This is a genomic window from Thermodesulfobacteriota bacterium (genome assembly GCA_040754335.1).
In the GTDB taxonomy this organism is placed as follows: Bacteria; Desulfobacterota_D; UBA1144; order Nemesobacterales; family UBA2774; genus 2-12-FULL-53-21.
In genome coordinates this window covers 81,055-100,189 of the sequence record JBFMCV010000005.1, presented here as the reverse complement: position 1 = coordinate 100,189, position 19,135 = coordinate 81,055, and the positions used below count along the sequence as shown (strand labels likewise).

Here is a 19,135-nt window from a genome sequence, read left to right as displayed (position 1 = left end):
GTATGCGTGAGATGAACTGGCTGCGTAATATAACCCGCGGCAGGACGCTCGTAAGAGGACTCGACCATATCGCCATAGTCGTGAGCGATATGGACCGGTCGGTGGAATTTTATACCGCCGTCCTGGGCATGAAGCTCATCAAGGACGGACGTGCTCAAGGCGGACAAAAAAAATCATTCATCGGTACGGACAAGAAAGCCGTCCTCGCTTTAACGGAGAATAAGGACAGGGCCGGGGATTCAGGCAGCCGCATCGAGGCTGTCAATCACATCGCGTTTTACGTAGATGACGCGGAAAAAGCTGGCTCGCTCCTCAGGGAAAGAGGGGTGCGTATCATTGAAGAAAAGGTCGGTCAGGACGGCAAGACCAGAGCTTACCACTTCCTCGATCCGGACGGGCTTGAGCTCGAGATCTGCGTTGAGACGGGGAAGGAAGCTCCTCAGTATTGACGCCGGTCAAAGCAAATATCCGCCTCGATAAATAACCCGTTATTTTAATGGCTCGACTTTACTTCCATCTGGTATACTAAGATTCCGTAAAGGGTTTTGCTATTTCTTGATTGTTGATATATTTTTTCATGTTGTCGCGGATAATATCTGGTGCTGAAAATGAAGAAAGCTGGCACGGGAAAATATAATCTGCCTGTACGTTACGGGCCCGAGATGCGCATACTCATCATAGGGGGCGGTATATCCGGATTGACCCTTGCGGGACTCCTCCAGCAAAGGGGGTTCAGGCCAGTCATCGTGGAGCGGGCCCCGGAATACGGAAGCGTCGGATATATCATCGTGCTGTGGCCGTCGGGCAGCCGCGTACTGAAAGGGCTCGGTCTTTACCGGAAGCTCCTTGACGCGGGGCTGCCGTTTTCCACATATAACGTTTGGAACGAAAAAGGAGAGATGCTCCGTTCCTATTCCGTCGAGACCGTAACCGAAAAGTACGGTCCCATGATAAGCATATACAGACCCGAGCTCATCAACGTCCTGAGAGAGGCAGTCGATCCCGGCTCGATTCGCATGAATACGACTGTCGAGAAGATCCGCCAGACCCCTGATGAGGTTTTCGTCACGTTCAGCGACGGACGGGAGGAACTGTTCGATCTCGTAGTCGGGTGTGACGGCGTACGCTCGAAGACCCGCAGCATGGTGTTCGGACACGTGCCTCTCACTTACAGCGGCATGAAGGGCTGGAGCTTCTGGGTCAAGTCGAGCCTTCTTAAAAAGGCTCACATCGCCGAGTACTGGGGGACCGGCAAATTTCTGGGCGTCTGGCCTACGAAAGGCCGTCTCTCCGTTTTTACCAGCATTAGAAGTCCCGAAGGCGTCCCCGAACCCGCCGAGGGCAGGGTTAGCAGGATTGAAGAGCACTTCAGGGATTTCGGCGGGATAGTACCCGAGATACTTGCCGAGCTCGACGATGAGTCCCAGATATACTGCGACGATTACAACGACCTCAGGATGAACAAATGGTATAAGGGAAGGGTCGTCCTCTCCGGGGATTCCGCGCATGCCGTGCTTCCGACAGCCGGGGGCGGCGTATCCATGGCGATCGAATCCGCAGCAGTTCTGGCTGACGAGCTTTCGAGAGCGGACTCCAGATATATCGAACACGCGCTCGAGAGTTACGAGGCGAGAAGGCGCCCGCGCGTCGTCAAGATACAGGACCAGTCGAGAATGATGGGTAAGGTTGCGTTTGCAGACAGCCGGATTCTCTCGTATCTCAGAAACTTCGTCATGCGCTTTTACTCGAACAAGCTCCATGTGAAGTATTGGGACACTATGCTGAAAGAACCAATATAAATTCTCTTAACTGTCCTCCCCCGTTCGATTTATCTGGTATTGACCCCCGTAATTTTCACTGCATTAAACGGAATCTTCGGTTATAATTTAGTTTGATTTAATACAACGCGCACAATAACAACTTATAATTTATATATCCGGGGGGTACGGGCTTGAAAGTCTCTTTGACACAAATCAGGAATCAATCGCTAGATTCGGAGGTAGCAGGGTACATGGCAAGGTTGGCAAGATTATCGATATTTTCCATTATCTTATCGGTCGTCTTTACGGCGTTTTTTCAGGCTGCGCAGGCCCAGCAAAATGGTTATAACTCACTCGCCCCTCTCGTTAAGCAGCTTAGCCCGTCGGTCGTAAACATAAGCACGACGAGCGTATCCAAGGGAAGGAACTTCTCTTACGAATCCCCGTTCGAGGGCAGGGAAGGAGATCCTTTCAACGACTTCTTCGATAAATACTTCGGCGAAATGCCCGAAAGGGAATTCAAGGGAAGGGGGCTCGGCTCGGGCTTCATATTCAGCGAAGACGGTTACATTATCACGAACAACCACGTAGTCGAAAGGGCTACCGATATAAAAGTCATTCTCGAGAACGGGGAGATCTATCACGCCGACGTCATCGGCACCGATCCGAAAACCGATCTCGCGCTGCTTAAGATAGAGCCCAAGAGGAGACTGCCCGCAGTCAGGTTCGGGAACTCGGACGGGCTTGAGATTGGCGACTGGGTCCTTGCCATAGGCAACCCCTTCGGGCTCGGGCACACGGTAACGGCCGGGATAATAAGCGCCAAGGGCAGGTCCCTCGGTCTCGGCTCGTACGACGACTTCATTCAAACGGACGCGGCGATCAACCCGGGCAACAGCGGCGGCCCGCTTTTCAACTTCAAGGGTGAAATAATAGGCGTAAATACCGCCATTATAGCCGGGGGGCAGGGCATCGGCTTCGCGATACCCATCAACATGGCCAAGAACGTAGTAGCTCAGCTCCGCGACAGCGGGAAGGTCGTCCGCGGATGGATAGGCGTATACGTCCAGCAGATAACGCCCGAAATAGCGGAGAGCATTAACCTCGAGGACCAGCACGGCGCGCTCGTAGCCGACGTCACTCCCGGGGGTCCGGCCGAGGAAGCAGGGGTTCAGAGGGGCGATATAATCGTTGAATTCAACGGAAAGCCTATAGATGACATGCCCTCGCTGCCCAAGTCAGTCGCGTCTTACGCCCCCGGGACCAGGACTCAGCTCAAGGTGCTCAGGAACGGCGAGCCCAAGACCCTTAACATAAAACTCGGGGAGCTTCCGGATGAGGTCGCTCAGAGCTCGAGAAAGTTGACGGGTAAAGCGGTCGAAGAGGGCCTCGGACTAATAGTGCAGGAGATTAACCCGCAGGTACAGAATATGTTCGAGACCAGTATATCCGAGGGCGTGATTATTACGAACGTCGCGCCCGGAAGCACCGCCGCCAACTCCGGACTCGAACCTGGCGACGTCATACTCGAAATAAACAAGAATAAAATCTCGAACCTCGACAACTATAAAAAATCCATGGACTCGATAACCGAAGGACAGAACGTGCTCTTCCTGGTTCAGCGGGGCGCGAACACGATCTACGTCGCTCTTAAGTTCGAAGGGGAAGATGGGAAAGGTTGAAGAGAGGCTGGGCGAGCTCGGCATTAAATTACCCGATACCGCTCCGCCCCTCGGGTCTTACAAGCCCGCTTCGATAACCGGAAACCTGATTTTCGTTTCGGGTCAGCTTCCATTATCGGAAGGAAGGCTTTTGTTTCAGGGGAAAGTCGGCTCGGACGTCTCTCTCGAAGAAGGTATGCAGGCGGCTAGGGCCTCCGCGGTCAATGCGCTCGCCGTAATGAGCAAAGAGCTGGGCGCTCTAGGCAGGGTTAAAAAGATTGTGAAGGTGACGGGCTACGTCGCGAGCGCTCCCGGCTTTCACAGCCAGGCGAACGTGGTAAACGGAGCATCCGACCTCTTCTTTCAGGTATTCGGAGAGGACGGGCGTCACGCGCGCGCCGCTGTTGGGGTGGCCGAGCTCCCCATGAACGCCCCTGTGGAGGTCGAGCTCATAGCCGAGATCGCACTCCGGGACACTTGATGAAAATGACCGTTCCCTTTTAAGTTATATTCCTTATGGGCCGACGTCTGACCGTATTTATATATACCGACCATCCTTCCCAATCGCTTGATACTGATGTTATAACCGGGCGCCTCGAGGGGTTCGGAATTTCGTCCGAGAACAGGGGCGATCTGTTCGAATATCTCGGGAATAAAGGTCCTGCATACAAGACCGCCTGCCTCCTGGCCCGTTCCAGGATCACGGACGTCGAAGAGCCTCTGGATGTGCTTCACGCGGATGACGCCGTCGCAGCTGACTCAGAGCTAAGAAAGATGTCCGGGATCGAGAGCGTGAGGGGAATGTTCTATGACGGGCTCTGGATGCAGAGGATACTGCGCGGAGCCTTTGGGCATAAAACCCCGGGGGAGACCTGGTATGGCCATATGCACATGATCTTCACCGGACGCCTCTTCGGGACGTACGACGGCAGGCGGTACCATGCGAGGGTGCTGCTTGCCGGAAGCCCCGCTCTCATATCGACTTCGGGTTTGGTCGAGGCGCCGGCAAGGCCGAGGGAGTACTATTTTATAAAGGGCGGCCTGATCCGGAGCGGCAGGGATACGTCGGAGCTCGATAGAATGTATAGGGGAAGATACGTCGAGTACGACGACCCCAAGACCTCGCGCATAATCGGCTCTTACGCGCTTCAGGCCGTGTATTACGAGCTGACCGGGAATGAATTCTGCGGGGACGCCGGGTGCTGTCTATACAACTCGCACTGGCAGGAAGAGGTTCTCAAGGCTCAGTATGAAGGGGATGTCTGCGAAAAATGCTTACGCGCGTTTACGGAAAAAATCCGGGAGGAATAACGAAAGGGGAAGACGCCGTCTTCCCCCGTAATTATTATTTAGGTTAAGCTCTTGCCTGTTCCTGCCTCTCGAGTATGTCGATCGCGACCTGAGCCGCTTTCTTTCCCGAAAGGAGCATACCGCCGAACGTGGGCCCCATTCTCGGAAGGCCGAATACCGAGTTCACCGACATGCCGCACGCGATGAGCCCCGGATGCACTTCCCCTGTATACTCGACAAGGGCGTCCTCCGACTTTTCCACCCACATTGAACCGTGGCCCGGCAGCTTCTTGAAGAGCCCCTGCTGGGCGAGCCTCGATACGCAGTAAGCGTCGTGTCCGGTCGCGTCAATCACGAGCTTCGATTCGATCGCTATAGGGTCGAGGCATGTGATTTCCTTGGGCATGTTGGCGATCGGTGTCCAGTTGATGACGATTCCGGCCACCCTGCCGTTCTCCCTGTAAACCAGGTCGTCGAACATGGTCATGTTCCGTATTTTTGCTCCCGCTTCGCACGTCATTGCGATGAGCTTCGAGCACGCATAAGGGCCGTCCGCGACATAGAGCCCCTTCTCGACCTCTTCGTAGGGTACTTCTATCTCGTCGAGCACCTTGTTCCCCGGCTCCCTGACTGTCACTTTGTTCATCAGGTAGCCGCCTATCCAGAACCCGCCGCCCAGGTAGTTCATCCTCTCGACGAGAAGTACTTTATATTTCTGTTTCGCTATGTCCTTGGCCGCAACCAGACCGCTCGGACCCGCACCCACGACTATCACGTCGCTCGATATGTATTCGTTGAACTCGTTCGCGAACCCTTCGACGATTGCCCTCGTGACCTCTTTTTCGCCGACGGGCGCGAATTTGGTTTTAAATTCAGCCATAAAATTGATACCTCCCTAATATTTCAGCGGCTCTTCAGACCCGTTTACTCTATCACAGAATCGGTGAGCGTCAATAAGATTTATTATACACAATCCGCCCGGGGAAACGCACCCGGCGGAGGGGTTCTGTGGCTATTGACAGAATCTTCGGTTATCTTATCATTTTGCAGGTAGGGGCTCGATATATTTAGAATTTCACCGGAGGTAATCTGAATGCAAGCGCGTTTTAATGTGTTTTTTGTGCTGGCGGTCCTATTCGCTTTTGCGGGTTTCGAGAAGGCCGCTTACCCGGGTCTCATAATGGAGCAGGTCGGCTATCAGCAGGGTACGAGCAACAAACAGAAGGTTACGATTTACATACAAGACGATAAATTCAAGCAGGTCGAGAACGGAGGTCCCTTTTCACCCGCGGTGATATTCGACCTGAATTCAGGGGACATAATGTTTGTGAACGACGAGAAGAAACTCTATATAATTCTCAACAGGGACGAGTATCTGAAGTATATAGAGTCCGTAATTGCGGAGAATAAAGACGTAGCGACGAGCAGCAGGAACATTACGCTCAAAAAGACGGACGAAACGGCAACCATAGCCGGATATAACTCAAAGAAGTACGAGATCTATGACAACGGCAAGCTGCAGTCGGAGTTCTGGATCACAAGCGATTCCGGGTTCAGCGAAGAGCTCGATATGCAGAAGATGTCGAAGCTGATGAACGAGGTAAAAAGGATCAGTCAGAATGTTGGCGGCTCCGCCTCGATATCAGACAACGAGTATAAGATATTTCAGGAGATCTACGAGGACGGTTACCCGATGAAGACCCTTTACCACTCACCCGAGGGGGACAAGGTCTTTGTTGAAGAGATCATTACCGTGAAGAAACAGGATATACCGCCGAGCGAATTTCAGCCGCCCGCCGGATATGAGAAGATAACCTACCAGGACTTATTGAAACAACAGTAATATCGGATGTCTCGCAGCCGGCCGGACGCCGCATGACCACGGGCTTCCTGCGCTGTCGCCGTACGCCTTCAGGCACGGGACCTATTGGGCCTCTTCAACTACTTCCACCTTGATGACGGCGCTTACGTCGTGATGGAGCTTTACGGTCACTTCGTGGGTCCCGAGCGTCTTTATCGGGCTTTCGAGATCAATCTGCTTTTTTGAGACTTCGTATCCGAGCTCGCCGAGCGCGTCCGAGATGCCCTGGGAAGTCACAGAGCCGAATATTTTTTCTTCCTCGCCGACCTTGACGGGAATCTTGATTGCAATACCGTTCAGCCTGGACGCGAATTTCTCCGCTTCCCCTTTAACCTTGTCTTCCTTTTTCCTTATGGCAACGCTCTTCTGCTCCCAGATCTTGATATTGCCCGGGGTAGCCGTTATGGCGAGCTTTCTGGGAAGAAGGAAATTCCTCGCAAGGCCGTCCTTGACGTCCTTTATCTCGCCCTGCCTGCCTAATGACTCAACATCGGAAATAAAAATCACTTTCATGGTCGTGTGAACCTCCGAAACGTCCCGCCCGGTCTGGGGCGGCATCTATCTATATATAACAAGTGTCACTTTAAAACTGTTAATGGAGGACCGTATACGGCAATAAGGCCATGAAGCGGGCCCTTTTAATTGCCGTTGCGAGCTCTCTCTGACACCCGGCGCAGAGACCCGAATTCCTTCTTGGAACGATCTTCTTCCTGTCCGATATGTATCTCGAAAGGAGGTCGACGTTTTTATAATCCATCTCGATCGACTCGGCGCAGAACCTGCAGACCTTCTTTTTGGCAAAATATTTTTTATCGCGCGGTGATTCCATCAGTTCTCTCCTTCTGCCTGGGCAGGGGCTTCGGCAGGCTCGTTTTGGCTTTTGCTTTCGGCGGCGGCTTTCTCCCTCTTGGCGGCGTTTTCGCTTATCGCCACGGTGATGAACCTGAGCACGTCCGTGTTATAGAACCGGAGATGTCTTTCAAGCTCCGCAACTGCTCCCGGAAGCGCACTGAAAACAATAATGTAATACACGCCCCTTCCGTAATCCTTTATCTCGTATGCGAGCTCCCTCTGCGCCCACTTGTCAGACTTGATGACTTCCGCTTCGTGAGCCGAGAGGGCCTCGTTGAGCTTCTGCTGGATCTTCGCCAGCTCTTCTTCCTTTATGTCGGGTCTCACGACATAAAGGGTCTCGTAATACTTTGGCTTTACTGCCATGTATGATACCTCCTGTCTCGGTCTATGCGGCCCCGGGACCGCAGCGCCGTCCCCGGGCGACAGCTATTTTTGAAACGTTATATTTTACCTGCAATATTCGATTTGTGAATTGTTTTGCCAACCGCCTGATATCGTTTGCAAATTATGCATAAGTCCCTGTTCCCCGCATTAAATAAGAAGCGGAGCTATAACGACCGACACTATCGACATGAGCTTTATGAGTATGTTCATTGCGGGACCCGAAGTATCCTTGAACGGGTCGCCGACCGTGTCCCCGACGACCGCCGCCTTGTGGGCTTCGGAGCCCTTTCCTCCCAGGTTGCCTTCCTCGATGTATTTCTTCGCGTTGTCCCAGGCGCCTCCGGAATTGGCCATCATGAGCGCGAGCACCACTCCCGTGACTATGGACCCGGCCAGGAACCCGCCAAGCCCCTCGGCCCCTAGGATGAGCCCTATGAATATCGGTGCGATAACGGCGATTACACCGGGAACGATCATTTCCCTGAGCGCGGCGTCGGTGCTGATCCCCACGCATGAGGCGTAGTCGGCTCTGGCATCCCCTGACAGCAGCCCCGTTATATCCCGGAACTGTCTCCTCACCTCTTCGACCATCTTCTGAGCCGTCCTCCCGACCGCGCCCATTGTGAGAGCTGCGAGGAGGAAGGGGACCGTACCGCCCAGTATCATTCCGGTGACCACGTGGCTGTTCGTGAGGTCTATCGACTGGAGTCCGACCGCTTTCGTAAACGCCGCGAAGAGCGCCAGCGCGGCCAGGGCCGCCGAGCCGATAGCGAACCCCTTTCCTATAGCGGCCGTCGTGTTTCCGAGCGAGTCGAGCTTGTCAGTAATTTTTCTTACCTCATGGCCGAGCCCCGACATTTCCGTTATACCGCCCGCGTTGTCGGCCACAGGTCCGTACGCGTCCACGGACATCGTGATACCGATCGTCGCCAGCATGCTGACGGACGCTATACCGATGCCGTATAGTCCCGCGAACGAGTATGAAAGGGCGATCGCTATGGCGATAGCGATCACCGGCAGCGTCGTGCTTATCATGCCGACCGATAATCCCTGAATGATATTGGTCGCGACCCCTGTCTGCGAGGCCTCGGCGATTTTTCTGACGGGGGATCCCGACGTGTAGTATTCCGTAAGCAGCCCGATCGCGATACCGGCCAGGAGACCGAGGACCGCCGAGAGCCAGATCCATATTATATAGCCGCCTATGCCGTCGATCAGGCCTACCATAAGCAGTACTATTAACGAAGCCGCGAGGTAAATACCCCCTGTGTAGAATGTCGCCCGTCTCAGGACAAGCTGTGGCTCGAGGTCCTTCATCCACTCAACGCTCTTGGCCCCGATTATAGACGAGAAGCTCCCTATGGCGATAAGGATGATCGGTATGGCCATAAGGGCTATTTCGTTCTTTCCGTTGCTGGCCGCGATAACTATCGTCGCGACTACCGCGCCGACGTAGGACTCGAAGAGGTCCGCGCCCATGCCGGCCACGTCACCTACGTTGTCTCCTACGTTGTCTGCGATAGTAGCGGGGTTCCTCGGGTCGTCTTCCGGGATTCCGGCTTCGACTTTACCCACCAGGTCCGCGCCGACGTCGGCTCCCTTCGTGTATATGCCTCCGCCTATCCTGGCGAAGAGAGCGACCGAGCTCGCTCCCATGGCGAAGCCGCCGATTATCGATCCGAACCTCTCCGCAAAAAGAGCCAGGCCCAGTGCGTCTCCGGGGTTCGACGGGAGCCCTATCCCGAGGGTGAACGCTATGGAAAGACCGAGGAGTCCTATGCCTGCGACGGAAAGCCCCATTACGTTCCCGCCCTTGAAAGCTACCGTGAGCGCTTTCCCTTGTCCTTCGGTCGAAGCGGCATGTGCCGTCCTTACGTTTGCTTTCGTCGCCGCCTTCATTCCGAAAAACCCGGCTGTCAGCGAGCAGACCGCGCCTCCTACGTATGCTACGGCAGTGCTCCAGTCGATGAATATGCCGAGGAGTATGAACACTATGATTACGAAAATCCCGATTATCCGGTACTCCCGGCTCAGGAATACCATCGCCCCTTCGGAAATAGCGGCAGCGATCTCCTTCATCTTGTCGCTCCCGTCGGGAAGAGACTTTATCTCGCGGTACACTAAAAAGGCGTATATCAATACCAAGAGCCCTAGTATGATGCCGAACACGGCTGCTATGAATTCTCCCATTGATCGTGTCTCCTTTAATTTAGTCTTGGTTTCGTTGTCAGGCGCTCTCTTCGCTTTCCTGCCTGACGTTGAATTTATTCATCGCTTTTTGGAGCCCTTCCTGAATGATTTCAAAGACCGCATCGGCAGCCCTTAAGACGGATTCACGTGCGACTTCGCTTTCTGCCTTGTTAAATTTTGACAACACGTGTGAAACAGTGCCGGATTTCCGTTTTGGTTTACCTATTCCTATCCTGACTCTGACGAAATCCCCGCTGCCCAGCTCGTTCATGACCGACGTAATGCCTTTGTGTCCGGCGCTGCCCCCTCCGGCCTTGATCCTTACCGTGCCGGCCGGGAGGTCTAGCTCGTCGTGTACGATGATGATGTTTTCTGCCGGGATGTTGTAGAAACTTGCCGCGCTTGAGACCGATTCTCCGCTCCGGTTCATATATGTCTCCGGTTTTAGCAGAATCAGCTTATCGTTGTTTAGAGCCCCTTCCCCGTATACGCCCTTGAACTTCTTCTTTTTTAGATCGACCCCAGCCCTTTTGCCTATTTCATCTACGGTCAGATAGCCGAGGTTGTGCTTGGTGGAAGCGTATTCACTTCCGGGATTTCCGAGGCCGACCACCAATATCATGTCCCTTAATTACTCTTCGCCGCCTTCGGGTTTCTCCGCTCCTTCAGCCGCTTTTTCCTCAGCTCCCTCTGCGACCGGAGCCGGTGCCTCTACTTCCATCTTCGGCGCCAGTATCGTCACTATGGTCTCTTCGTCGTCCTTCAATATCTGGAAGTCCTCGGAAACTTTGAGCGCGCTCACGTGAATCGAATGGCCTATGTCGAGGTCGGTCACATCGATTTCGAACGAATTCGGGATATCTTTCGGAAGGCATTCGACCGGTATCTCGCGCAGTATCTCTTCCAGTATTCCCCCTTCCTTGATCCCTTTCGCTTTGCCCACTATTTTTACAGGGACGTTAACTGTGATCTTTTTATTGATGTCCAGGGCCTGAAAATCGAAATGAATGGGCTTGCTCGTCAGGAAATCGTATTGGATATCGCGCAGCAGCGAGAGCTTCTTCACTTCCTTCGAATCGTCTTTATATGTGATTTCGAGAAGAGTGTTCTCGCCGGCTTCCGTCGAAAGGGCCTGCTTCAGCACCCCGGGGTTAACCGATAGCAGTACCGGCTCCGTGCCCTTTCCGTAAAGCACCGCGGGTATGTTCCCCTGTTTCCTGACTTCCTTCGCCCCGCTTTTTCCGGGCCTTGTCCTGATAGATACTTCCAAAGTATTCTGCGCCATTGCTCGAGCTCCTTCTATTTTTTAATTAAACAGGCTGCTGATCGACTCGCCTGTTGCAATTCTTTTTATCGCCTCTCCGAGAAGGTTGGAAATGCTTATTACCTTGATTTTGTCACAGGCAGCTGCTTCCTCGGACGGGGCGATCGTATCGGTAATTATAACTTCCTCCAGGTCGGCGTCCTTTATTCTTTCTATCGCCTTGCCGGAGAGCACTCCGTGTGTGCTGCAGAGGGCCACACTTTTCGCCCCTTCCCTCAAGAGGGCCTTCCCCGCCTGTATCGCGGTGCCGGCCGTGTCCACCAGGTCGTCGACAAGGAGCACGGCTTTCCCCTCGACGTCCCCTATTACATTCATGATCTCGGCTTCGTTCGGATTCGGCCGCCTCTTGTCCGTCATAGCGAGTCCGGAGTCGAGGATTTTCGCGTAAGACCTCGCCCTCTCCATTCCTCCCGCGTCCGGCGAAACGATAACCATTTCCTCGCCTCTGAATTTCTCCTTTATATAACCTATGAAAACGGGCGCTGCATAAATATGATCGACCGGTATGTTGAAAAACCCCTGTATCTGCCCGGCGTGCAGGTCCACCGTGACAACCCTGCTTATGCCGGCGGTTGTAATGAGGTCCGCGACGAGCTTTGCGGAAATCGGGGCTCTGGGCTGGACCTTCCGGTCCTGTCTCGCATAGCCGTAATAAGGTATGACCGCAGTGATCGCTCTCGCGGAGGCTCTTTTAAGCGCGTCCGTGATTATCAGCAGCTCCATGATATGCTCGTTCGTAGGGGGGCATGTGGACTGTATGACGAATACGTGGGAGCCGCGCACGCTTTCAGATATTTCGACGAACACCTCACCGTCGCTGAAACGCCTGACCTCGGCCTTGCCGAGGGGGACGTCGAGGTACTTGCAAACAGCCTTTGCCAGAGGGACGTTAGAAGTCCCGCAAAAAATCTTTGCGTTGTCCATTTGATCTCACATGAAATAGATAAAGCTCGATGTCCGAACCAAAAAACAAGGTATTATAAAATAGATATTCGATAATTCAAGTTTAGATTTCGGGCCCGGACGCGCAGGTTTGATCGCGATACCGAACGATAAAGAAAGGGATATATTGCTCACAGGGAGGGTCGCTAGGATGGCGACAGCGGACGTCTCCGGGAGGCCGCAGGTGGTGCCCATCTGTTTCGCATACGACGGACGATATATATTCACCCCTGTCGACAAGAAAAAGAAGAATGTTTTGCCTGGGGCGCTGAAACGAGTCATGAACATACTGTCAAACCCCGGTGTTTCCCTCGTTATAGACGGTTATTACGAGGACTGGAGCAGGCTTTATTACGTTTTGATATACGGGTTCGCCCAAATTCTGGAGGACGGCGAAGAGTACCGGAAATCCCTCAAAATTCTCGCTCGCAAATACCCTCAATACAAAAAAATGGGTATAGAGGAGGCGGGACTCCCGGTCATAAAAATCATACCGGAAAGGATAGTTTCCTGGGGAGACCTCTGAGCCTTGATCTCGCTTTCCTCTACGGGTCGCGCAAATTCCGGTTAGCCTCCGGTATGCCGAAAAAAGCAATGATAAAGGGAGGGTGCGGGTATTTTTTATCTAAGAACCCCTAGCGTCGCAAGATTATATGTGATAAGATTAATGTTCAAGGGTTCAGGGTCATTCAATTTTCAAATCGCCGAAGTGGCGGAACTTGGTAGACGCGCTGGATTCAGGATCCAGTGGGTGCAAGCTCGTGGGGGTTCAAATCCCCCCTTCGGCATGGACTGAATATAATTAGTCATGAGAGAGCTTAAGCCTAAACTTATGATTGCCAACTCGGGCCGGAGGAGACGAGGCCCGGGAGGGGGTTTCTGGTCCTTCCTTACTTTCCTAGTGGTATTCCTTGTGGGCGTGTATGTAGGCACGAAGGTAGACGATTTTTATACAGGCGACACTGAGCCCTCACAGGTAAAAAAGGAAAGCCAGTCCGCAAAGACAACGGCAAAATATGAAACCGCTACCGAGCCGATGATCGACAGGGACGAGATTCCTCCCGGGGTTATAAGCTCACCGAGCGACGAAACTTCTTTCCCTCCCGATGAAAACAAGATCTCGGAAGAGATGATAGCGGCTCAGCCTGTCTTGTCAATTAATGTTAATAATAAAGAAGGGTTAACCGGCGCGGGCCTCACCTCGATCGACCCTGTGCAGATTTCCGGGGAGGCGGGGACCACGAAAGAAACGGCACTCGCCCAGCCGGAAGCGACAGTTCAGGACCCGGCAAAAATCGATCAGAAGCAGTCCGAGAGAACGCCCAAAAGGGGATACACGCTCCAGGTAGGGGCGTTCGCCGACAAGGCTCAAGCCGAGAAAGCTGCAAGCGATTACCGGAGCAAGGGGTTCAGCGCATACACGGTTCAGGTGGAGAATTCCAGGGGCGAGACGTGGAACCTGGTCAAAATAGGTAAATACGGCAGCATCGAGCAGGCCTGGAGTCAATCGGCGGCTTTCAAGAGGAGTGTTGGAAAGGATGCTTATGTCGAACAGCTTGGCACAAAGACGGTATTTAATGAATCCTGGGGAAAAGATGAATAGCTGGGTTATGGACTGCGGATTCACGCCTGACTTGATATTCTGTTAGCTTCTGCGTATACTCACGCTATCTCCCTATTGTTAGAGCTTGGAATTATTGAATAATATATGCAGATACCGGAATTTTGCATTTGCGAAGAATTTGCTTGACAAGAATTCGTCAAAACCGTATATTAATATAGTTAGGGCACTGTCAGCTTTAAAAAGCATTACAATTAAAAATACATAGAAGGGTCTGGCAAAGGTGTGAGAATGAAATCTGCGAAATTCAGAGACGTGGAACGTGTGGCTCCGGAAATGGAAAATATGGAAAACTATAACGAGCAGGACGAGGAATCTTATTCTTCCCTGGGCTTCAGGGACGACGTTATGATCGAGGGCGAGGAGTCCGACTTCGGGTTCGAGCTCGAGGACAACGCCGCTTCCGAAGACCAGGAGGAGGAATGGACCCCTGACGAGCAGTTCAGGCTCCTCTACGTATATTTCAAGGACATGGCGGTCGAATCGCTTCTTACCGCGAAAGAGGAAATTGAGGTCTCAGCGCAAATCAAGAAGTGCGAATCCAAGTCGAGGGAGCTGACCTCCCATATTCAGAAACTCTCAAAGAAAATAGAAAGCGCTTCGGGAAAGAAAAAGAACGCGGGCACTGCAATTTCCAATAAAGAGCTTACGAAGAGAATCGATAGCCTCATGGCGTTCGTGAAAGTATATTCGGAGCGAGCGAGCGAGCTAAAAGAGAGGTTTGTCAAGGCGAACCTCAGGCTCGTCGTAAGCATATCGAAGAGATACATGGGACGCGGTCTCCCGCTTACCGACCTCATACAGGAAGGCAACGTCGGTTTGATGAGGGCTGTCGAAAGATTCGACCATACTAAAGGCTATAAATTCTCCACCTATGCGTCCTGGTGGATTCACCAGGCGATCTCGAGGGCTCTTCTCGATCAGACGAGAACCATAAGGGTCCCCGTATACGTTCTCGAGCAGGCGAGCAAGGTCTACAGGATAAGCTCCATGCTCCATAAGGAGCTCGGAAGGAAGCCGCTCCCTGACGAAGTGGCCGAGGTCGCGGGCATATCCGTCGAGGGAGTGAAGAGGATACTCGAGTCGACGAACGACGCCGCGCGCCTCGATACGCCTATACTCGACGGCGAGAAGACTACGCTGCTCGATTTCATATCGGACGATAACTCCCCCGCTCCTGATTCCGTCATGGCCAACACGGCCCTGACCCACGAGATCAGGGACGCGCTCAACATACTCACTTCGAGGGAGGAAGAGATAATCAGGCTCAGGTTCGGGATCGACCAGGACTCCACTTACACGCTCGACGAGATCGGAAGAAGGTTCGATCTCACTCGCGAGAGGATCAGGCAAATTGAGAAGAGGGCTCTCGAAAAGCTCGCCACCTCGGAGATGGGCGAGATTCTGAGAAGCTTCCTGGCCCGTTAAGCTGCGCATTCAGTCCCGTATGCACAACCCTTGCAGATTAATGGACAGCGCCGGGCTCCGTCTTCAAATCCTTTACCGGCGATGTTCCCTGCAGCGGGCATTGTTATTCCCCCACATGTAGTATAATTTCAGATTGAAATGAGCGCCCGTCCTCCCGTAATCATAATCGGAATGAGCCGTTCCGGCACGAGCATGCTTACGCGGATGCTGGATGACCTCGGTCTCTTCGTCGGCAGAAGTCTTACCGACAACCACGAGGCGGTGTTCTTCCGCGATTTGAACGACTGGCTGCTTACTCAGTGCAGCGGGGGACTCGAAAACCCGGGCACGATCAAATACCTCCTCGGGGATAGCGAAGCCAGGGTTCTCTACGGCGAATTCATTAGATTCTCGATGAAGACGCCGCGCGCCGCGTCGTTTCTCGGGCTCGGCAAATATCTCCGGTACAAGACACCCGCCAATCTCGATATCCCCTGGGGATGGAAGGACCCCCGAAATACGTTCACCCTCTCATTCTGGCTTGATATATTTCCGGAAGCGAAGGTAATACATATTTTCCGCCACCCGCTCGATATCATAAACAGCCTGAGGACGAGGAGGGAGAGAGGACTTTCGAGGCTGAGGGACGGGAACAAGCGGGGTTTGCTGAAACCCGTATACCTGCTCTACCTCGTGCGGAAATTCATAGGAGGGAGGCGCGTGTTCGTGGATTTGAGGGGAGCTTCGCTCGACGAAGGCTTCGTGCTGTGGGAGGAATACATGAAGGAAGCGCGGGAGCGCGTGGCAGAGCTTGGAGGTCGGGCGATAGAAATAAAATACGAATACTTCCTCGACAATCCTTCGGAGGTATTGGCATCTCTGACCGAATTCTGCGGACTGGAGACGGTCCCTGGAGATATCGAGAAAGCGGCGGCCGAGGTCAACAGATCGCGCGGCTTTGCTTTTCTTAAGGACCCCGAGCTCAAGGCCTATTCACTTGAAATAGCCGCGCGGCTTGAAGATTACGGATATTGAGCCGGCTGCCGTCCGGTGATCCGCGCGTAATATCAGGAGGCGCTTTTTCAAGCCTGCAACGCGGCCTCATTCATTTCGCCAGGGTCGGGCGGCGGCTCTGTTCACCTCTTCAGCAATTCTGCAAACCTGATAGCCAGCAGCACGTTTCCCGCGAGCTTGATCTTGCCCGAGAGAAGCGCGCTTTCGGGCGGCAGCTTTCCGGTGAAGAGATCGACGAAATGCTCGTCCAGTATCTGCACGGTGCATTCCGCATCTTCATCCGCCGCCCTCACCCCGAGGGTTTCTTTTCTCAGGTCGATTATCCACGTACCCCCTTCGGGGCCTTCGATAACGAATTTGTAAACCGCGCCGATTTCCGTATAATCGCCCGGCTTTTCCCTGAGCTTTCTTTCCACTCTTTCGAATATCTCTATTGTCCTCGACAACCGGGCATGACTCCTTCTGGGGATGGGAGACCATTTTACCATCTATGCCTTTATATTCCAGTGAGCGGGACCGAAATTGACGGCCGGTGTTTGCCTATTTACACTTCTTTGTGAATTTGAACAGGGAGCCGGATATTGAGCATAAATTATCCTGTTAATTACGATGTGATCGTAATAGGCGCGGGGCACGCGGGATGCGAAGCCGCGCTCGCCTCGTCGAGAATGGGGTGCCGCACGCTCGTGCTCACTGCGAATATCGATACCATAGGCCTCATGTCGTGCAACCCGTCGATCGGGGGCGTCGGCAAGGGCCACCTCGTGAAGGAGATAGACGCTCTCGGGGGCGAAATGGGGAAAGCCGCCGACCATGCCGCGATTCAGTGGAGGAGGCTCAATACCAGGAAAGGGGCCGCCGTTCAGGCGACGAGGATACAGGCCGACAGGCAGGCGTACAGGGCGTATATGAAACGCACGCTCGAAGCCGAAAAAAACATCGACATAAAGCAGAGGATGGCCGAAGGCTTTCTCGTTGCGAACGGCAGGGTGGCCGGCGTAAAGACCACGCTCGGCGAGCATTTCTTCTCCGATGCCGTAGTCGTAACGCCCGGTACGTTCCCGAACGGTCTCATACACATAGGGGGGACGAAGATACCCTCGGGACGCGCCGGAGAGGCCGCTGCGATAGGCATATCGGATTCATTCGGGAGCCTCGGGTTCAGGGTGGGCAGGCTCAAGACGGGGACTCCGCCCAGACTCGACGGAAGGACCATAGATTGGGAAATCCTCGAGCCCCAGCCCGGGGACGAGAACCCCAGGCCGTTTTCCTTCTCGAGCGGTCCCGTCGAGAGGGAGCAGCTTCCCTGCTACATCACATACACGAACGAGAACACCCACAGGGTGATAATGAGCAACCTCCACAAGTCGCCCTTGTATTCGGGCGATATAAAGGGCATCGGTCCCAGGTACTGTCCCTCCATAGAAGACAAGGTCGTCAAGTTCCGCGACAAGGAGAGGCACCAGATTTTTCTCGAACCCGAGGGGACTCACACTTACGAAATATATCCGAACGGCATCTCGACGAGCCTCCCCCTCGAAGTTCAGTACGAGCTTGTAAGGACTATAGACGGCCTTTCCGGCGTGGAGATCATGAGGCCGGGCTATGCCGTCGAGTACGACTTCGTCGATCCCGTGCAGCTGAAACCGACGCTGGAGACGAAGCTCGTCGACAACCTCTACTTTGCGGGGCAGATAAACGGGACCACGGGATACGAGGAGGCGGCGAGCCAGGGGCTCATGGCCGGCATAAACGCCGCGCTCCGGGTAAAGGGGCGGGACCCTCTCATACTCGACCGCTCCCAGGCGTATATAGGAATACTCATAGACGATCTCGTGACCAAGGGTGTGGATGAGCCTTACAGGATGTTCACCTCGAGGGCCGAGTACCGTCTCGTATTGAGAGAGGACAATGCCGACATCAGGCTCGGTGAAATCGGTTACAGGATCGGACTCCTCGGCGAAGAAGCGTTCGAAAAGCTCTATCATAAAAAGAAGACAATCACTGATGAACTTCAAAGGCTCGAGTACAGCAAGATAATGCCGAGCGCGGGAGTCAACGAGATATTGTCGGGTTTGGGCTCCTCGCCTCTCAAGAAACCGCAGTCTCTGAAGGAGATACTGAGGAGACCCGAGATATCTTACAGGACTCTCGAATTGTTGGGGGGCGCCCTGAACGGGGCTCAACCGGGCGAGGATTACATCGCGCAGATAGAGATGGAAGTCAAGTACGAAGGGTATATCAAGATGCAGGTCGAGCAGATCGATAAATTCAGGAAGCTCGAAAACATGTCAATCCCCTTGGACTTTTCTTACGAGGGAATCCCTGGGTTGTCAAAGGAGATAGTTCAAAAACTCTCGAATGTTCGTCCCGGGTCCTTAGGACAGGCAAGCAGGATATCCGGCATCACGCCCGCCGCTATTTCCGTGCTTATGGTTTATTTGAAAAAGGGTGAATTTGAAAGGGACAGAGGCTATCATTCCTTTTCTTCCTGATCTTCGTCTTCTTCCGATTCGGCTAATTCCTGTTCCAGAAGATCCATCATATCCTCGTAGTCTCCTCCTATATAGCCCGAATTTTCCGGGTCTTCAAGCATGTCGACGAGGTCTTTAATTTTTCTCTTGCCTCTTTTCCCTGTTTTCTTTTGCTCCATCACTTTTACCTCACTATATTGAACTAAGCTAATACTATAACACAGACTCTTTTCAATGGTGTAAGCGTGAATTAGAAAATACTACCCGCGCCTGCGATCGTTTATTCACCAGGAACGCAAAATGTATTCGGTACGTCCGATCGAAAAAACCGACTGGTCCTTCGAATAATATT

The 19,135-nt window shown here is 53.3% G+C and carries 21 protein-coding genes and 1 tRNA gene; 12 read left to right on the top strand and 10 right to left on the bottom strand.

Annotated elements, in window-relative coordinates; translation table 11 throughout:
• Nucleotides 1-11: 11 nt before the first annotated feature.
• From AB1598_11375 to AB1598_11355, 5 genes are all read left to right on the top strand, one after another.
• Nucleotides 12-449, top strand: a complete 438-nt coding sequence (locus tag AB1598_11375) for a VOC family protein (protein MEW6145607.1) — start codon at nt 12-14, stop codon at nt 447-449.
• Between the two features lie 159 nt (nt 450-608).
• Nucleotides 609-1,799 (top strand): NAD(P)/FAD-dependent oxidoreductase, encoded by a 1,191-nt coding sequence (locus tag AB1598_11370; protein MEW6145606.1) that lies wholly within the window; start codon nt 609-611, stop codon nt 1,797-1,799.
• Between the two features lie 212 nt (nt 1,800-2,011).
• Nucleotides 2,012-3,442, top strand: coding sequence for a DegQ family serine endoprotease (locus AB1598_11365; GenBank protein MEW6145605.1), 1,431 nt, complete (start codon nt 2,012-2,014; stop codon nt 3,440-3,442).
• Nucleotides 3,429-3,902 (top strand): RidA family protein, encoded by a 474-nt coding sequence (locus AB1598_11360; GenBank protein MEW6145604.1) that lies wholly within the window; start codon nt 3,429-3,431, stop codon nt 3,900-3,902. Before AB1598_11365 ends, AB1598_11360 begins: the two co-directional genes overlap by 14 nt.
• Nucleotides 3,903-3,937: 35 nt before the next feature.
• Nucleotides 3,938-4,732 (top strand): DUF6775 family putative metallopeptidase, encoded by a 795-nt coding sequence (locus AB1598_11355; GenBank protein MEW6145603.1) that lies wholly within the window; start codon nt 3,938-3,940, stop codon nt 4,730-4,732.
• Nucleotides 4,733-4,775: 43 nt separating this feature from the next.
• Here the strand turns inward: AB1598_11355 and AB1598_11350 are convergent, their stop codons facing one another.
• Complete coding sequence (locus AB1598_11350) at nt 4,776-5,591, bottom strand: sulfide-dependent adenosine diphosphate thiazole synthase (GenBank protein MEW6145602.1); 816 nt, start codon at nt 5,589-5,591, stop codon at nt 4,776-4,778.
• 213 nt (nt 5,592-5,804) lie between these two features.
• On the opposite strand from AB1598_11350, the gene AB1598_11345 reads away from it, so the two are divergent.
• Nucleotides 5,805-6,554: a DUF4412 domain-containing protein gene (locus AB1598_11345; GenBank protein ID MEW6145601.1), complete on the top strand. Its 750-nt coding sequence runs from the start codon at nt 5,805-5,807 to the stop codon at nt 6,552-6,554.
• Between the two features lie 81 nt (nt 6,555-6,635).
• On the opposite strand, the gene rplI is transcribed toward AB1598_11345, so the two are convergent.
• The 7 genes from rplI to AB1598_11310 all read right to left on the bottom strand — a co-directional run bounded on the left by rplI (nt 6,636) and on the right by AB1598_11310 (nt 12,249).
• Nucleotides 6,636-7,085 (bottom strand): 50S ribosomal protein L9, encoded by a 450-nt coding sequence (gene rplI / locus AB1598_11340; GenBank protein MEW6145600.1) that lies wholly within the window; start codon nt 7,083-7,085, stop codon nt 6,636-6,638.
• Nucleotides 7,086-7,164: 79 nt separating this feature from the next.
• Nucleotides 7,165-7,401, bottom strand: coding sequence for a 30S ribosomal protein S18 (rpsR, locus tag AB1598_11335; GenBank protein MEW6145599.1), 237 nt, complete (start codon nt 7,399-7,401; stop codon nt 7,165-7,167).
• Nucleotides 7,401-7,790, bottom strand: coding sequence for a 30S ribosomal protein S6 (gene rpsF / locus AB1598_11330; GenBank protein MEW6145598.1), 390 nt, complete (start codon nt 7,788-7,790; stop codon nt 7,401-7,403). Before rpsF ends, rpsR begins: the two co-directional genes overlap by 1 nt.
• A gap of 168 nt (nt 7,791-7,958) precedes the next feature.
• Nucleotides 7,959-10,001 carry a sodium-translocating pyrophosphatase gene (locus tag AB1598_11325; GenBank protein MEW6145597.1) on the bottom strand — a complete coding sequence of 681 codons (2,043 nt, stop codon included), beginning with the start codon at nt 9,999-10,001 and terminating at the stop codon, nt 7,959-7,961.
• A gap of 37 nt (nt 10,002-10,038) precedes the next feature.
• Complete coding sequence (pth, locus tag AB1598_11320) at nt 10,039-10,623, bottom strand: aminoacyl-tRNA hydrolase (GenBank protein MEW6145596.1); 585 nt, start codon at nt 10,621-10,623, stop codon at nt 10,039-10,041.
• A gap of 9 nt (nt 10,624-10,632) precedes the next feature.
• Nucleotides 10,633-11,286, bottom strand: a complete 654-nt coding sequence (locus tag AB1598_11315) for a 50S ribosomal protein L25 (protein MEW6145595.1) — start codon at nt 11,284-11,286, stop codon at nt 10,633-10,635.
• Nucleotides 11,287-11,307: 21 nt separating this feature from the next.
• A complete protein-coding gene (locus AB1598_11310; GenBank protein ID MEW6145594.1) occupies nt 11,308-12,249 on the bottom strand; it encodes a ribose-phosphate pyrophosphokinase in 942 nt (313 codons plus the stop codon).
• Nucleotides 12,250-12,358: 109 nt separating this feature from the next.
• Between AB1598_11310 and AB1598_11305 the strand changes: the two genes are divergently transcribed.
• From AB1598_11305 to AB1598_11285, 5 genes are all read left to right on the top strand, one after another.
• On the top strand, nt 12,359-12,793 hold the full coding sequence (locus AB1598_11305; GenBank protein ID MEW6145593.1) for a TIGR03668 family PPOX class F420-dependent oxidoreductase: 435 nt from the start codon (nt 12,359-12,361) through the stop codon (nt 12,791-12,793).
• Nucleotides 12,794-12,970: 177 nt separating this feature from the next.
• A tRNA-Leu gene (locus tag AB1598_11300) sits at nt 12,971-13,055 on the top strand.
• A 125-nt stretch (nt 13,056-13,180) separates the two neighbouring features.
• Nucleotides 13,181-13,870 (top strand): SPOR domain-containing protein, encoded by a 690-nt coding sequence (locus AB1598_11295; GenBank protein MEW6145592.1) that lies wholly within the window; start codon nt 13,181-13,183, stop codon nt 13,868-13,870.
• Between the two features lie 303 nt (nt 13,871-14,173).
• A complete protein-coding gene (locus tag AB1598_11290; protein ID MEW6145591.1) occupies nt 14,174-15,316 on the top strand; it encodes a sigma-70 family RNA polymerase sigma factor in 1,143 nt (380 codons plus the stop codon).
• A gap of 138 nt (nt 15,317-15,454) precedes the next feature.
• Nucleotides 15,455-16,330 carry a sulfotransferase gene (locus AB1598_11285; GenBank protein ID MEW6145590.1) on the top strand — a complete coding sequence of 292 codons (876 nt, stop codon included), beginning with the start codon at nt 15,455-15,457 and terminating at the stop codon, nt 16,328-16,330.
• A gap of 101 nt (nt 16,331-16,431) precedes the next feature.
• Here the strand turns inward: AB1598_11285 and AB1598_11280 are convergent, their stop codons facing one another.
• Nucleotides 16,432-16,755: an SCP2 sterol-binding domain-containing protein gene (locus AB1598_11280; protein ID MEW6145589.1), complete on the bottom strand. Its 324-nt coding sequence runs from the start codon at nt 16,753-16,755 to the stop codon at nt 16,432-16,434.
• A gap of 132 nt (nt 16,756-16,887) precedes the next feature.
• Here AB1598_11280 and mnmG point away from each other — a divergent pair, with 132 nt between their 5' ends.
• On the top strand, nt 16,888-18,804 hold the full coding sequence (gene mnmG / locus AB1598_11275; protein MEW6145588.1) for a tRNA uridine-5-carboxymethylaminomethyl(34) synthesis enzyme MnmG: 1,917 nt from the start codon (nt 16,888-16,890) through the stop codon (nt 18,802-18,804).
• On the opposite strand, the gene AB1598_11270 is transcribed toward mnmG, so the two are convergent.
• A complete protein-coding gene (locus AB1598_11270; protein ID MEW6145587.1) occupies nt 18,786-18,962 on the bottom strand; it encodes a hypothetical protein in 177 nt (58 codons plus the stop codon). The two genes, mnmG and AB1598_11270, sit on opposite strands and share 19 nt — an antisense overlap.
• Nucleotides 18,963-19,135: the final 173 nt, after the last annotated feature.

Excerpts from the sequence above, each read along its gene's own strand:
- AB1598_11270 (MEW6145587.1), bottom strand. The coding sequence starts at position 18,962 with ATGGAGCAAAAGAAAACAGGGAAAAGAGGCAAGAGAAAAATTAAAGAC.
- pth (MEW6145596.1), bottom strand. The coding sequence starts at position 10,623 with ATGATATTGGTGGTCGGCCTCGGAAATCCCGGAAGTGAATACGCTTCC.
- AB1598_11355 (MEW6145603.1), top strand. The coding sequence starts at position 3,938 with ATGGGCCGACGTCTGACCGTATTTATATATACCGACCATCCTTCCCAA.
- AB1598_11285 (MEW6145590.1), top strand. The coding sequence starts at position 15,455 with ATGAGCGCCCGTCCTCCCGTAATCATAATCGGAATGAGCCGTTCCGGC.
- AB1598_11370 (MEW6145606.1), top strand. The coding sequence starts at position 609 with ATGAAGAAAGCTGGCACGGGAAAATATAATCTGCCTGTACGTTACGGG.
- AB1598_11360 (MEW6145604.1), top strand. The coding sequence starts at position 3,429 with ATGGGAAAGGTTGAAGAGAGGCTGGGCGAGCTCGGCATTAAATTACCC.
- AB1598_11310 (MEW6145594.1), bottom strand. The coding sequence starts at position 12,249 with ATGGACAACGCAAAGATTTTTTGCGGGACTTCTAACGTCCCTCTGGCA.
- AB1598_11315 (MEW6145595.1), bottom strand. The coding sequence starts at position 11,286 with ATGGCGCAGAATACTTTGGAAGTATCTATCAGGACAAGGCCCGGAAAA.
- AB1598_11375 (MEW6145607.1), top strand. The coding sequence starts at position 12 with ATGAACTGGCTGCGTAATATAACCCGCGGCAGGACGCTCGTAAGAGGA.
- rplI (MEW6145600.1), bottom strand. The coding sequence starts at position 7,085 with ATGAAAGTGATTTTTATTTCCGATGTTGAGTCATTAGGCAGGCAGGGC.
- AB1598_11325 (MEW6145597.1), bottom strand. The coding sequence starts at position 10,001 with ATGGGAGAATTCATAGCAGCCGTGTTCGGCATCATACTAGGGCTCTTG.
- rpsF (MEW6145598.1), bottom strand. The coding sequence starts at position 7,790 with ATGGCAGTAAAGCCAAAGTATTACGAGACCCTTTATGTCGTGAGACCC.
- AB1598_11350 (MEW6145602.1), bottom strand. The coding sequence starts at position 5,591 with ATGGCTGAATTTAAAACCAAATTCGCGCCCGTCGGCGAAAAAGAGGTC.
- AB1598_11345 (MEW6145601.1), top strand. The coding sequence starts at position 5,805 with ATGCAAGCGCGTTTTAATGTGTTTTTTGTGCTGGCGGTCCTATTCGCT.
- AB1598_11290 (MEW6145591.1), top strand. The coding sequence starts at position 14,174 with ATGGAAAACTATAACGAGCAGGACGAGGAATCTTATTCTTCCCTGGGC.
- rpsR (MEW6145599.1), bottom strand. The coding sequence starts at position 7,401 with ATGGAATCACCGCGCGATAAAAAATATTTTGCCAAAAAGAAGGTCTGC.
- AB1598_11365 (MEW6145605.1), top strand. The coding sequence starts at position 2,012 with ATGGCAAGGTTGGCAAGATTATCGATATTTTCCATTATCTTATCGGTC.